The 12,352-nt window shown below is 64.9% G+C and carries 15 protein-coding genes; 2 read left to right on the forward strand and 13 right to left on the reverse strand.

Translation table 11 applies throughout. From position 1 onward, the window contains the following. Window positions 1–29 precede the first annotated feature (29 nt). From ACX80M_RS09255 to ACX80M_RS09275, 5 genes are all read right to left on the reverse strand, one after another. Window positions 30–809 (reverse strand): hypothetical protein, encoded by a 780-nt coding sequence (locus ACX80M_RS09255; RefSeq protein WP_459309430.1) that lies wholly within the window; start codon window positions 807–809, stop codon window positions 30–32. Then, window positions 806–1,357 carry an RNA polymerase sigma factor gene (locus tag ACX80M_RS09260; RefSeq protein ID WP_252602176.1) on the reverse strand — a complete coding sequence of 184 codons (552 nt, stop codon included), beginning with the start codon at window positions 1,355–1,357 and terminating at the stop codon, window positions 806–808. Before ACX80M_RS09260 ends, ACX80M_RS09255 begins: the two co-directional genes overlap by 4 nt. A gap of 281 nt (window positions 1,358–1,638) precedes the next feature. Then, window positions 1,639–1,980, reverse strand: coding sequence for a YegP family protein (locus tag ACX80M_RS09265; protein WP_252610083.1), 342 nt, complete (start codon window positions 1,978–1,980; stop codon window positions 1,639–1,641). A 255-nt stretch (window positions 1,981–2,235) separates the two neighbouring features. Continuing rightward, complete coding sequence (locus ACX80M_RS09270) at window positions 2,236–3,525, reverse strand: adenylosuccinate synthase (protein WP_056348633.1); 1,290 nt, start codon at window positions 3,523–3,525, stop codon at window positions 2,236–2,238. Window positions 3,526–3,769: 244 nt separating this feature from the next. Then, window positions 3,770–4,834, reverse strand: a complete 1,065-nt coding sequence (locus tag ACX80M_RS09275) for a M14 family zinc carboxypeptidase (RefSeq protein WP_459309431.1) — start codon at window positions 4,832–4,834, stop codon at window positions 3,770–3,772. Between the two features lie 308 nt (window positions 4,835–5,142). Here ACX80M_RS09275 and ACX80M_RS09280 point away from each other — a divergent pair, with 308 nt between their 5' ends. Beyond that, a complete protein-coding gene (locus tag ACX80M_RS09280; RefSeq protein WP_056348638.1) occupies window positions 5,143–5,772 on the forward strand; it encodes a uracil-DNA glycosylase family protein in 630 nt (209 codons plus the stop codon). Between the two features lie 139 nt (window positions 5,773–5,911). Here the strand turns inward: ACX80M_RS09280 and ACX80M_RS09285 are convergent, their stop codons facing one another. The 6 genes from ACX80M_RS09285 to ACX80M_RS09310 all read right to left on the reverse strand — a co-directional run bounded on the left by ACX80M_RS09285 (window position 5,912) and on the right by ACX80M_RS09310 (window position 9,732). Then, window positions 5,912–6,334, reverse strand: coding sequence for a DUF3151 domain-containing protein (locus ACX80M_RS09285; protein WP_252602174.1), 423 nt, complete (start codon window positions 6,332–6,334; stop codon window positions 5,912–5,914). Between the two features lie 2 nt (window positions 6,335–6,336). Then, window positions 6,337–7,356, reverse strand: coding sequence for a class II fructose-bisphosphate aldolase (gene fbaA / locus ACX80M_RS09290; protein ID WP_056348649.1), 1,020 nt, complete (start codon window positions 7,354–7,356; stop codon window positions 6,337–6,339). Between the two features lie 212 nt (window positions 7,357–7,568). Beyond that, window positions 7,569–7,937 (reverse strand): lipase family protein, encoded by a 369-nt coding sequence (locus tag ACX80M_RS09295; RefSeq protein ID WP_252610078.1) that lies wholly within the window; start codon window positions 7,935–7,937, stop codon window positions 7,569–7,571. After that, a complete protein-coding gene (locus tag ACX80M_RS09300) occupies window positions 7,907–8,572 on the reverse strand; it encodes a lipase family protein (RefSeq protein WP_459309432.1) in 666 nt (221 codons plus the stop codon). Before ACX80M_RS09300 ends, ACX80M_RS09295 begins: the two co-directional genes overlap by 31 nt. A gap of 48 nt (window positions 8,573–8,620) precedes the next feature. Next, window positions 8,621–8,824, reverse strand: a complete 204-nt coding sequence (locus ACX80M_RS09305) for a hypothetical protein (protein WP_252602169.1) — start codon at window positions 8,822–8,824, stop codon at window positions 8,621–8,623. A 224-nt stretch (window positions 8,825–9,048) separates the two neighbouring features. Continuing rightward, window positions 9,049–9,732 (reverse strand): TrmH family RNA methyltransferase, encoded by a 684-nt coding sequence (locus ACX80M_RS09310; RefSeq protein WP_459309433.1) that lies wholly within the window; start codon window positions 9,730–9,732, stop codon window positions 9,049–9,051. 61 nt (window positions 9,733–9,793) lie between these two features. On the opposite strand from ACX80M_RS09310, the gene ACX80M_RS09315 reads away from it, so the two are divergent. Then, window positions 9,794–10,624, forward strand: coding sequence for an HAD-IIA family hydrolase (locus tag ACX80M_RS09315; RefSeq protein WP_252602164.1), 831 nt, complete (start codon window positions 9,794–9,796; stop codon window positions 10,622–10,624). On the opposite strand, the gene ACX80M_RS09320 is transcribed toward ACX80M_RS09315, so the two are convergent. Next, a complete protein-coding gene (locus ACX80M_RS09320; RefSeq protein WP_459309434.1) occupies window positions 10,621–11,661 on the reverse strand; it encodes an alpha/beta fold hydrolase in 1,041 nt (346 codons plus the stop codon). The genes ACX80M_RS09315 and ACX80M_RS09320 overlap by 4 nt on opposite strands. Before the next feature lie 70 nt (window positions 11,662–11,731). Next, the gene (gene pyrE, locus ACX80M_RS09325) at window positions 11,732–12,313 is read right to left on the reverse strand and encodes an orotate phosphoribosyltransferase (RefSeq protein WP_252602161.1); all 582 of its coding nucleotides are present in this window, start codon (window positions 12,311–12,313) and stop codon (window positions 11,732–11,734) included. Window positions 12,314–12,352: the final 39 nt, after the last annotated feature.

Raw genomic sequence — 12,352 nt, forward strand, 5'->3', positions numbered from 1 at the left:
CGGACAGGCGTTCCCTGAAGCAAACCTGATTAACGGCTGAACTTCTTCAGCCAGATTGAACCGGGTCCGGCCTTGCCGGCCCCGGTTTTTTCTGTCAGTGCCGGGGGTACCATGGCCGACGTCGGGGACTCTGCCGCTGTTCCGGCTTCGGCCAGGGTACCGGCAACCAGCTTTCCGGCCTTGTCGAGTTCGGCAGCGGCGTCACGGGTGACGCTCGCAGCGTTCCCCGGCACGCCGCCGTCGTCCGTCCTTGACTTGCCGGACGGCGTACCGTTTCCGCGGCCGGCCGGCTCCGCGCCCCGGTTCTGGCCTGCGTTTTCCGGACCGTTCGCCGGCGGGGCAGTTTCCCGTTCAACATTTTCCGGCTGTGCCGGCGCTGCGTCGTCGCGGGTTGCCGGCTCCGCGGGCAACTGCGCCTCTGTCCGATTTGCGGCGGTCCCGCTGGCGGCGGGAGTCCCTGCGATGGACCAGCCGGGAGCCCAGTCCTGCAACAACTTCTGGATGGAACTGCTGGCCTGCGCGTCCGGAGATGCGGTGGCGGCCACCCCGGTGACGCCCAGCCCCATCCCCGCGATGACGGCAAGGCCCACAACAGTGGTCCGGTGCTTCCGGAGGAGCCGGTGCCGGGCGAGCTGGTGGGTCTGGCCAGACAAGAGTGCGGCCAGTTCGGGGCCGGGTTCGGGGACCGGCAGGGAGGCGAGGGAGCCCAGCGCGAGCAGGGTTTTTCGGAGCCCGGCGGAATCGGTTCCACCGGCGTCAAGGAGCATTTCGTCCACAGTACCGATCAGGGAGCTGGCATTGGAGGTCATGGCGCCACGTACTCCTTCACTGCGGACTGCTCGCGCAGCCGGATCAATGCACGGCGCTGGAGCTGTTTGACGGCGCCGGCACTCTTGCCCATCACAGCGGCCACCTGGTCCACTGTGAGGCCCGCGACGAGGCGTAACGACAGCACTTCCCGCTGTTCATCCGGCAATTCTTTGAGGAGATCGGCCACTTCCTGCGGCGAGATCCGGTGCAGCACTTCAGTCTCGGCCGAGGACTCCTCGCGTCCGTCGAGGTCGGGTTCGAACGGGAGTTTACTGGGGGTGCGCTGCTGTCTCCGGTGATCGTCCACCATCCTGGCGTGCGCCACGGAGAAGACAAACGTGCGCAGCCCGGCCACGCCGCCGGTAACCTTCTGCAGCCGTGGCAGGACGGCGATGAAGACTTCCTGCATAACCGCCTCCGGATCTTCTACCCCGCGGGCTGTGAGGTAGCCCAGGACCTGTGGCGCGTACGTTCGGTACACGATACTGAAGAGCTCCGGATCGCGGGCGCGCGCACGCAGAACGTCGTCTGTCAGTGCATCGGTCACGGACACAGGGCCTTCGGTGGAGGGGACTGGGCTTGCTCAGCTTGGGGCCCGCACGTCGCACGCGGAATGCCCTCGCCAGCCAACCTTACCTTCCAGTAACAAAAGAGCCGGCCTGGAACATGATGGGGGACAAGTTCCAGGCCGGCGCTTCATAGGGGTAATCGCTCTTCGCACCGCAGGGGTTACGCCGTCGGACAAAAAACCTTCCGGGAGCGTAACGTCGGGCAGGGCTGGCTACGTCCAGCGCGTTCTGGCCCAGCCCAGCTCAGGCCCAGCGCGCCTCAAATCCAGCGCGGGGCGGCCACCCCCAGGCGCGGTGCTTTGGCCATAACAAAAGTGTGCGCCCTGGTGGCGGGGACGCGTTGGTCCCCGCAGTTCGGCTGGAGTTGGGCGGGGACCACCACGGACGTGGGGGCGGGGGCGGTCCGCGAAACTTTGGCGGCGGGGCAGAGATCGGTGACCAGCCCTGTCCCGGCGCATTCGCGGACGGCGGCGATACCGGCAACCACTGCGGCTTTGTCCTCAAAAGCCCCGGACACAGCCATCACCGTGCCATCCGGCGCCGTGAGGCGGAACCTGAAATGTGAATCCGAATCCAAGAAAACTTCAAACTTCCCGGCCATGATAAATCCTTCCGGTCTGGGGTCCCGTCCGGGCGGCATCGTCGCCACGGGCGGTCCCGGAAGCATCTCTGCGTCCGGCACCTGCGGGTCTGGTCGAATGATCAACTGATCAGTTCAGGGTGTGCTTAAGAGTCTGTCCGGCCCGTCTACTGCCTCACAAGACCGGCTGCGTTAAGCCTGTGTAAATTCCCCCAAGTGACGACAAAGGCGGGCCACCCTTTCAGGTGACCCGCCGTCGTCGTGCTTTACAGGCTGTCAGTCGTTGATCAGATCGTGGACCACGATGGTCTGGTCACGGTCCGGGCCGACGCCGATCGCGGAGAAGCGCGTGCCGGAGAGCTTTTCGAGGGCCAGCACGTAGTTGCGGGCGTTCTCGGGGAGATCCTCCAGGGTGCGGGCACCGGTGATGTCCTCGGTCCAGCCGTCGAAGTACTCGAAGATGGGCACTGCGTGGTGGAACTCGGTCTGCGTCATGGGCATTTCGTCGTGCCGGACACCGTCAACGTCATAGGCAACGCAGACCGGGATCTGCTCGATGCCGGTGAGGACGTCCAGCTTGGTGACGAAGTAGTCCGTGAAGCCGTTCACGCGGGAAGCGTGGCGGGCCAGGACGGCGTCGTACCAGCCGCAGCGGCGCGGGCGGCCGGTGTTTACGCCGAACTCGCCACCGGTCTTCTGCAGGTACATGCCCATCTCGTCGAACAGTTCGGTGGGGAACGGTCCGGCGCCAACACGGGTGGTGTAGGCCTTGATGATGCCGATGGAGCGGGAGATCCGGGTGGGGCCGATGCCCGAGCCAACGGACGCGCCGCCGGCGGTCGGGTTGGAGGAGGTCACGAACGGGTAGGTGCCGTGGTCCACGTCCAGGAAGGTGGCCTGGCCGCCTTCCATAAGCACAACCTTGCCCTCGTCCAGGGCGTTGTTGAGGACCAGTGTGCTGTCGATGACCAGCGGGCGCAGGCGCTCGGCGAAAGCCAGGAAGTAGTCCACGATCTCGTCCACCACAATGTCGCGGCGGTTGTAGACCTTGACCAGGAGTTCGTTCTTCTGGCGCAGGGATCCTTCCACCTTCTGGCGGAGGATGGACTCGTCGAAGACGTCTTGGACGCGGATGCCCAGGCGGGCCACCTTGTCCATGTAGGCGGGGCCGATGCCGCGGCCGGTGGTGCCGATGGCGCGGCTGCCGAGGAAACGCTCGGTGACCTTGTCCAGGACCTGGTGGTAGGGCGCCACGAGGTGCGCGTTGGCGGAGATGCGCAGCTTGGACGTGTCCGCGCCACGGGCCTGCAGGCCTTCGATCTCCTGGAACAGGGCCTCGAGGTTCACCACACAGCCGTTGCCGATGATCGGAATCGCGTTGGGGCTCAAAATGCCGGCCGGAAGGAGTTTGAGCTCATACTTCTCACCGCCTACGACGACGGTGTGCCCGGCATTGTTGCCGCCGTTGGGCTTTACGACGTAGTCAACGCGGCCGCCCAGAAGATCGGTGGCCTTGCCTTTTCCTTCGTCGCCCCACTGGGCTCCTACGATCACGATTGCTGGCATGGGATCCTCCCCCATTCGTTCGGGCCGCACAGGTCCGTCCACCGAAATGGCAGGCCTGCGTAGCGCCGTTCATGAGAATGCCCCGAAGGCCATAGCCTGGCCGGACCTCTACGGCGGCCAACCACGCAAGAGTCCGGGGCTCTTACCACCCAAGTTTAGCCGATCACGGACTTCGTCCACTCAATAGGGTGCCCGTGGCCCTTCACGCGCGGCAAAGGACCACGGGCAGACTTCCCGCCGTCTACTACTCGTCGTCAGCTTCCTCGCCGGGACGGGACGTCTGGGTGTCCAGGCTGTCCCAGAAGGACGTATCGGCGTCGGCAATCGAACCGTCAGCGATGGCCGCCGCAGTGGCCGTCAGCGTGGTCACTGTCTGCTGGATCAGGTAACCGTTGCTGCGGAGCCCGAGGGCGTAGCCGTCCGGATAGTGATCAGACATGCCACGCATTTCGAAGAGCAGGGTAGCAATCCCGTACTCCACTGCGATGCCGTTGCGGCTGATGGTCTCGGCGCTGCCGCCCACATACTTGCCCAAGTGGCCCCAACCGGTGGAATCGACGTTGTTGAAGACCACGGCGCCCAACTGCTTGGACATTTCCACAACAGCCGGATCGGCATTGGGCGTGGTGGGGTACAGGATGGACCCGGAGACCAGCTTTCCGTCGCGTTCGCTCCGGGTGCCCTGGTGGTGCAGGTCGATCATGTAGTCAATGTTGTACTTCCGCATGACGTTGGTGTGGAGGGCCTGGGTTTCGGGCTGGATTTTGGCGACGTGGTCGCGGTTCAGGTCCACCTCCTCGGCGTTGTACCGCGTCATGTGGCGGTCGCCCTTGGCCAGGTAATCATCCAGCGGGAAGTTCACATCTCCCATCGCGCCGTCGGCGTTGAGCATGGGAACGATGAGGATGTTCACTCCGTCCAGGATGTCCCCCGATTTCCCGGTTCCCAGGTGTTTCACGAATGCCATGGCACCCTCGGTGGTCAACTGCTCATTTCCGTGCTGCTGGGTCAGGTACAGGATGGTGGGCTTGGCCGGGTCCGAAATGTACTTCACCAGGTGGATGTCCCGGCCCTTGACAGTCTGGCCGATCACTTCCAGATCCATGGCTGGCTGGCGGGTGTCCTGATCCTTCAGGAAGGAGACCAACTCGTCATAGGTTGCCAGTTTCGAGGTGGTGATCTGGCCGTTGCCGTCATAGTTGGGGCCTTCGCCCACGGCTTGGGCCAACGGTGCCGGCGCGGCGAGTGCCGTCAGAACCAGGGCTCCGGATACGGCCGCGGTCCTTAAAGTTGCCAGGGTTTTGTTCACGGTACGTTACCTCTCTCGACTGCATGGAGGGTGCGACCAGCCGCAACGTCCTTATTGCGGGCTGTCACAGAAGCCAATCAAGCTAAACGAAAGCTGTCAATTAACTTGACAAAGACTGATCGCCCTGTGCCGTCCATCACGGGAGGTTAGGGCCGGGCCCCGCATTTCGCGGGGCTTGCTAAACTGATAGAGATCGACCAGGAATCGGTCCACACCACATTTCAAACCACGCCGGACGGGCGCGCCCATCACGCGCCCATTTTCCGGATTGGCAGCATCGCCGAGCCCCGCAGGAGACATTGCACTATATGACAGCCCTGGCCCCCGAATCCCTCCGTGAACAGCTCCTGAGCCGCCGCTACGAGCCCAACGTTGCCGCCGTCAACGAGCTGTGCGATTCCCTGCAGAGCGTCAAGCCCCACACCGAAGTCCCGTACGTCGACCCCATGCACGACGTGGACGAGTGCCGCATCATCAGCCTCTACTCCAACATCGGCGAGGCTGACCCGTCCGGCTTCATCACCGCCGGCGACGAAGACGCCGCCACCCGCATGCTCGGCATCCAGTGGAAGCTGGGCCTCCGCCCCGAGTTCGTGATGCCGTGGAACGTACACCCGTGGCACACCCCCGGCGAGGTCAACGGCAAGTTCACGCCGGACCAGATTTCCGCCGGCCTCAAGCCGCTCCTGAAGTTCCTCGCCGTGGTCCCCCGCGCCTCGGTGATCGTGGCCCACGGCACCGAAGCCAACCGCCTGGCCAACCTGCTGTTGAAGACCGAAGTTCCGCTGCTCTGGCGCCGCGGGCTGAAGACCTACAAGGTCCGCTCCCTCAGCGGCCGCGCCTTCGCCGGGACGCCCGCGCGGCAGGAACAGTACCTTGAGGAAATGCGCGTCGTCTACACCGACGCCATGGCCCGCACAGGGCTCGCGAAGGTCTAACCAACGGAACGCTCAACCACCGAACGACGGCGGGCGGTCACCTTTCTGAAAAGGTGACCGCCCGCCGTCGTTCGTTAACAAGCAATGCGGGGTCACTTTCTGCCCAAAGACGTGGTTTATTGGNGCGTTGCTCTTCAAACTACTTGCCCTCGATGGCTGCCTTGGCTGCCGGGTCCGAGTCGTTAAGGAACTTCTCGATGCGTTCCGGTTCCTCGGCCTCGCCGATGGCCGCGGACGCGCGGCCCAGCGAGTAGAGCGCGCGCAGGAAGCCGCGGTTGGGTTCGTGCTCCCACGGGATGGGACCCACGCCGCGCCAGCCGTTGCGGCGCAGAGAGTCCAGCCCGCGGTGGTAGCCAACGCGCGAGTAGGCGTAGGAATCGATGGTGCGGCCCTCGGCCCACGCCTCCTCCGCCAGGACAGCCCACAACAGCGACGATGTGGGGTGCTTTTCAACCAGGTCCAGGGCTTCGGCGCCGGCGTCCAGCTGCGCGTAGACGTCGGTCTCGGCAGGCAGGAGCGTTGGCTCCGGGCCCATGAGGTTCTTGCGGAACTCGTCGGACATTCCTAGAAGGTCTTTCCAGCGGAACCCAGCTGCTTGGTTGCCTCGACGACGCGGGCGGACAGGCCCGCCTCGGCGGAGGCACCCCAGACGCGCGGATCGTAGAGTTTCTTGTTGCCCACTTCGCCGTCAACCTTAAGCACGCCGTCGTAGTTCTTGAACATGTGGTCCACCACGGGACGCGTGTACGCGTACTGGGTGTCGGTGTCGATGTTCATCTTGATCACACCATAGGAGACGGCGTCGGCGATCTCCTGGTCGGAGGAACCGGAGCCGCCGTGGAACACGAGGTCGAAAGGGCTGTTCTTGCCAAGTTTGGCTCCCACTTGGGCCTGGATGTCCTTGAGGATCTCCGGGCGCAGCTTCACACCACCGGGCTTGTACACACCGTGCACGTTGCCGAAGGTCAGGGCCGTGATGTAGCGGCCGTTCTCGCCGGCGCCGAGGGCTTCAATGGTGGCCAGAGCGTCCTCCACCGTGGTGTACAGCTTGTCGTTGATGGCGTTTTCCACGCCGTCTTCCTCGCCGCCCACGATGCCGATTTCAACTTCGAGGATCATCTTCGCGGCGGCGGTGCGTTCCAGCAGTTCGCGCGCGGTGCTGAGGTTCTCGTTGAGCGGCTCGTGCGAACCGTCCCACATGTGCGAGTTGAAGATCGGGTTGCGGCCGGCCTTGACCTCGGCCTCCGAAGCTGCGAGCAGCGGCAGGACAAAGCCGTCCAGCTTGTCCTTGGGGCAGTGGTCGGTGTGGAGGGCAATGTTGACGCCGTAGTTCTTGGCAACTTCCCGGGCGAACGCGGCGAAGCCGAGCGAACCGGCCACCATGTCCTTGGTGGCCGCGCCGGACCAGTAGGCGGCTCCGCCGGTGGACACCTGGACGATGCCGTCGGACTCAGCCTCGGCGAAGCCGCGCAGTGCGGCGTTCAGCGTCTGCGAGGAGGTGACGTTGACGGCCGGGAATGCATAGCCTCCGGCCTTGGCACGGTCGATCATCTCGGAGTAGATCTCTGGGGTTGCAATGGGCATGGTGACTCCTATGCTGAGTTTTCGTCTATGGGTTGTGACCCTGGAGAGTAGACCTCTTACGGCTAGCCACCATCCTAGCCATTTCTGTGCAGGGGCAGTGTTTCGGGTCACGCGGGCCGGTAACACTTACGCTCACATGCCGCACCGAGATGGCATTTCACGGCAGTGTCGGAGCCCGGGACTGCCGCGAAATGCCATCTCGTGCAGGGGGTTTAGCCGTACAGCCAGCAGTTGCTCACTGCGGACCGGTTTGAGAAGCGGCGCTCCAGGAAGATGAACGCCTGCGGGATGGCGGCCGCGTAGCCGCCGATGTGGGTGGCCCCGGCCGTGACATCGAAATACACCGACGATCCGGCGGCGCACCAGCGCTTGGCCAGCTGCCTGCCTTGGTCGTAGGGGATGACGTCATCGAGGACGCTGTGCGAGAGCAGTACGGGGACCTGCGACGCCCGGCCGTTGCCGATCTTCTGTGCGGCAATGACGGTTTTTAGCTCGGGGAGCTCCAGCAGCGAGCTCAGCTTCTGCCCCGAAACCGTGAGCTGCGCAGTGTTCAGGAAGCCGCTTGAGGCGATCGACTGCAAAGTGCATTCGTTGTCTGTCGCCGCCAGCTTCGCCCGCCCTGCGGCGTTGAGGTGGGGCTCAGGTCCAGTCCGCCGGCGGCGCCCATGCCCGTCACCGCATAGAGCAGGAAGCCGGTATACAGGCCGCCGTCGAGGTTTCGTCCGACGGCGGGAAGGTCCGCCGGAACCGCCCCCGCGTACGCACCCTTGAGGTTCAGTTCCGGAGCGTATTGGGGTGCAAGCTCGACGGCGGCTGCCGAGGCGCCGCCGCCCTGCGAGTAGCCAGCCAGGGCTACGGGGCCGCCGGGCATGATCTGCGGGTTCCCCAGCCGCTGGGCCGCACGGGCGGCGTCGAGAACGGCATGCGCCTGCGATTCGCGCGCCATGTAGGTGTGGCTGCCGGCCGTGCCGAGGCCCTCATAGTCGGTCACCGCCCGCGAGTAGCCCCTCGCCAGCAGCCCGGCGATGAAGATTCCTTCGTATTCCTCGCCGGTGGCCATGGCCCGGGACGGCGCGCACTGGTCCCCCTGCCCCTGGGTTCCGGCGGCGTAGCTGACCAGCGGACGCGGGCCCGACCCGGTCCAGGCCGCGTACGGCACCAGCACTGTGCCGGTCACGGCGACGGGCGCCCCGGAACTGTTCACGGAGCGGTACATGATGCGCTGCACGGAGGCCTGGGCCCGGATGGTCTTGAGCGGATCGACCTAGAAGACAGACGGCTCCGTCCGGACCAGGTCGCCGTTGTTGGCCGGAAGTGAGGCGGGGGTGAAGTAGAAGTCGAGCGGGTTGGCCGTCGTCGCCGGTGTAAGGGCAGGTGCCGGAGCGGCGTAGGCCACCGCGCCACAACCGAAGGTGAGAACCGCGGCCAACATAATGGCCGAACAGACGCGTACAGAAGGATGCTTCATTGAACCTCCAGTCAGTGCCACACTCGCCAATGAGTGTGATCCAAGCCAGATGCTACTGGCGGGTAACTTATAGACCTAGGGATTCACGAAGATTACCGATAGTTTCATCTCGGATTCAACGCCGGGGCCAGCCGCGCCTGCATCGAGATGGCATTTCACGGCAATGCCGGAGCCCGGGACTGCCGTGAAATGCCATCTCGGCGGGGTTCAGAAGTTGCGCGGGGTCAGACGGGCTGGCTAAAGACGTGCCGGCGGATCCAGGCGTGCATGGCGATCGCGGCGGCGGAGGCGGCGTTGATGGAGCGCGTGGAGCCGAACTGCTCGATGGACAGGCTGGCAAGGGCCGCCTCGTGGACCTCCGGCGTCAGCCCGGGCCCTTCCTGGCCGAACACCAGGACGCAGTCCTTGGGCAGCTCATACGTCTCCAGGGGCACGGAATCCGGGAAGATGTCGATCCCGATGATCACGAGCCCCTCCCCCTGCGCCCACACCACAAAGTCCTCAACGGTCGGGTGGTGGCGGACGTGCTGGTAACGGTCGGTAACCATCGCCCCGCGCCTGTTCCACCGGCGTCGTCCGATGATGTGGACTTCCTTGGCGAGGAACGCGTTGGCGGTGCGCACCACGGTGCCGATGTTGAGGTCGTGCTGCCAGTTTTCGATGGCGATGTGGAAGTTGTGCCGCTTCGAATCGAGGTCCGCCACGATCGCGTCATGCTTCCAGTAGCGGTACTGGTCCACCACGTTGCGGCGGTCGCCGTCGGCGAGCAGGTCCGGATCCCAGTGGTCACCTTCCGGCCACGAACCCTCCCAGGGCCCGACGCCGACCTCCGCCTTTGGCTCCGGCGCCTCCTCGGGCGCTGGCTCCTCCGCTGGAATCGGAAGAGGTTCGACTGGGTTTCCGGGCATTTGTTTCACCCCTCAACACTAGACTGGACCACTGGAGCATTCATCACCGGCGGAGGTAAACGTGGCAGAAGCAGACCAGGTACAGGGTTCACCGGCGGTTTACCGCAGCGGCCAGGAGATCGAATGCTGGCTAACAGACATGGACGGCGTACTCGTCCACGAAAACCATGCCGTCCCAGGGGCCGCCGAACTGATCCAGCGCTGGGTGGACACGTCCAAGCGGTTCCTGGTGCTGACGAACAACTCGATCTTCACGCCCCGCGACCTGGCCGCCAGGCTGCGGGCCTCCGGGCTGGAGATCCCCGAGGAGAACATCTGGACGTCCGCGCTGGCCACCGCCACCTTCCTGAAGGACCAGGTGCGGGGTTCCGGCTCCGGGAACCGCGCCTACACCATCGGCGAGGCAGGGCTGACGACGGCGCTGCACGAGGCAGGCTTTATCCTCACCGACCAGGACCCGGACTATGTGGTGCTCGGCGAAACCCGTACCTACTCCTTTGAGGCCATCACCATGGCCATCCGCCTGATCCTGGCCGGGGCCCGCTTTATTGCCACCAACCCGGACGCCACCGGCCCGTCCAAGGACGGCCCGATGCCCGCGACGGGCGCCATCGCAGCGCTCATCACGAAGGCCACCGGCCGGGAACCGTACATTGTGGGCAAACCGAATCCCATGATGTTCCGGTCCGCCATGAACCAGATCGATGCGCACTCGGAGACCACGGCAATGATCGGGGACCGGATGGACACCGACATCATCGCCGGCATGGAGGCAGGCCTGCACACGGTCCTGGTCCTCAGCGGCATTACGCAGCGCGAAGACATTGCCGCCTACCCGTTCCGGCCCAACCAGGTGCTGGACTCCGTGGCCGACCTGAAGAACCAGATCTAGAAGACCGTCACCTTCGAGCCACCGCGGGGCAGCGGGAAAAAGTCGTCCATCAGCCGCTCCACGATGGGCCGGTAGATGAGCGGATTCCAGCCCGGGCTCGCGTGCGCCGGCAGGGCCCCGTCCGTTTGCAGGTCCATGGAGACCATGTGGGGTTGGAACGCTGCCGACCACGCGTCCTTGGCCGTCTGGTACCGGACCGTGCGGTCTTTCGGGTTGCCGATGTACGCCATCCGCGTGGCGCCGAGCTTGTCCACAAACCGGTTTCCGTCGAAGTGGTAGATGTAGGCCGACTCGGACTGGATGAGCACACTGGACGGGGCGATCGGGGACAGCTGCTCCATGGTCTGGTCCAGGATCTGCCGCCAGGTCCGCTCGTCCTTGTGGATGACGCGCTCCCCCAGTTCGTAGCTGCCACGGACCACGGACGGGACCCGGAAGCCGCTCTCATACAGGAACACCACGCCGTCGAACCAGCTCTCGTCCAGCACGTCGCTCCGGCTGTAGGGGCTGGAGTCCAGCAGGATAAAGTCAACCTCCACGCCGTGGAATTCCCTGAGCCGCGCGGCCACCTGGGTGGCCACCATGCCGCCGAAGCTGTGGCCGTAGAAGAAAAGCTTGGTCAGCTTTTTCGCCCGGACATGTTCGATGACGGCGATTACCACCTCGTCGATGTCCAGCCCTAGGTTGGAATAGCCGACGGCGGCCAGCTGGCCGCGCTTGTTCAGCGCACCACGCATCGCGTTCAGGATCCAGAGCGCCTCTTCCCAGCTTGTCTTGTAGCCGGGGAAGAGGAACCAGCTGGCGTTCGGGTAGTAGGCGTCGGCGAAGTCGTCCGCGACCTGCAGTATCCGGTTGACCTGCCGCTCCGCCTGGACATGGCGGGTGACCAGCATGTCCGCCGCCAGCAGGGCCGAGGCGCCCGTGCCGGCCAGGAACCCGCGGCGCGAAAACCGCTTGAGTGCGGCGGCATTGGCCAGCAGCCGGGATTGATGAGCACCTCGCTGTTCCTGCGGATCTGCTTCCCCCCTGTACGGCACACCTCTACCGTAGCCACAGCGGAAGCCGCCGCTGCAACCCCGGCGCCGTGTAACCCCTGGCGTGAACCCGCTAGGAGAGGCCCAGCTCGTCCTTGCCGAAGGCGAACAGGTAGGGCACGCCGGTCTCGGCTTCGATCTTTTCCTTGGCACCGGTGTCCCGGTCCACAATGACGGCCACGGCCACCACGTTGCCGCCGGCTTTCCGGACACCCTCAACAGCGGTGAGGGCGGAGCCGCCGGTGGTGGACGTATCCTCCAGCACCAGGACCTTGCGGCCGTCAACCGACGGACCTTCAACCTGGCGGCCCATGCCGTAGGACTTCTGGGCTTTGCGGACCACAAACGCGTCCACGGTGCGGCCGGCGTCCACCGCAGCGTGCATAACGGCGGTGCCCACGGGGTCAGCACCCATGGTCAGGCCACCGGCGCACTCAAAGTCGATTCCGGCGTCGTCCGTCAGTGACAGCATGACCTGTCCCACCAGCTTGGAGGCCTCATGGTGCAGCGTGATGCGGCGCAGGTCGATGTAGTAGTCGGCCTCGGCACCGCTGGAGAGGATCACCTTGCCGCGGACCACGGCAAGTTCCTTGATCAGTTCCAGCAGGCGGGCACGGGCAGCAGTGTTGGAAGCAGCATCAGGGGTGGCAGTCATGGTGTCCAGTTTACTGGAGGCCTCGACGCGGAAATGGCC

It is taken from the genome of Pseudarthrobacter sp. MDT1-22 (assembly GCF_054511035.1).

Excerpts from the sequence above, each read along its gene's own strand:
- ACX80M_RS09255 (WP_459309430.1), bottom strand. The coding sequence starts at position 809 with ATGACCTCCAATGCCAGCTCCCTGATCGGTACTGTGGACGAAATGCTC.
- ACX80M_RS09285 (WP_252602174.1), bottom strand. The coding sequence starts at position 6,334 with ATGTCCGACGAGTTCCGCAAGAACCTCATGGGCCCGGAGCCAACGCTC.
- ACX80M_RS09270 (WP_056348633.1), bottom strand. The coding sequence starts at position 3,525 with ATGCCAGCAATCGTGATCGTAGGAGCCCAGTGGGGCGACGAAGGAAAA.
- fbaA (WP_056348649.1), bottom strand. The coding sequence starts at position 7,356 with ATGCCCATTGCAACCCCAGAGATCTACTCCGAGATGATCGACCGTGCC.
- ACX80M_RS09280 (WP_056348638.1), top strand. The coding sequence starts at position 5,143 with ATGACAGCCCTGGCCCCCGAATCCCTCCGTGAACAGCTCCTGAGCCGC.
- ACX80M_RS09300 (WP_459309432.1), bottom strand. The coding sequence starts at position 8,572 with ATGTACCGCTCCGTGAACAGTTCCGGGGCGCCCGTCGCCGTGACCGGC.
- ACX80M_RS09310 (WP_459309433.1), bottom strand. The coding sequence starts at position 9,732 with ATGCCCGGAAACCCAGTCGAACCTCTTCCGATTCCAGCGGAGGAGCCA.
- pyrE (WP_252602161.1), bottom strand. The coding sequence starts at position 12,313 with ATGACTGCCACCCCTGATGCTGCTTCCAACACTGCTGCCCGTGCCCGC.
- ACX80M_RS09305 (WP_252602169.1), bottom strand. The coding sequence starts at position 8,824 with ATGAAGCATCCTTCTGTACGCGTCTGTTCGGCCATTATGTTGGCCGCG.
- ACX80M_RS09265 (WP_252610083.1), bottom strand. The coding sequence starts at position 1,980 with ATGGCCGGGAAGTTTGAAGTTTTCTTGGATTCGGATTCACATTTCAGG.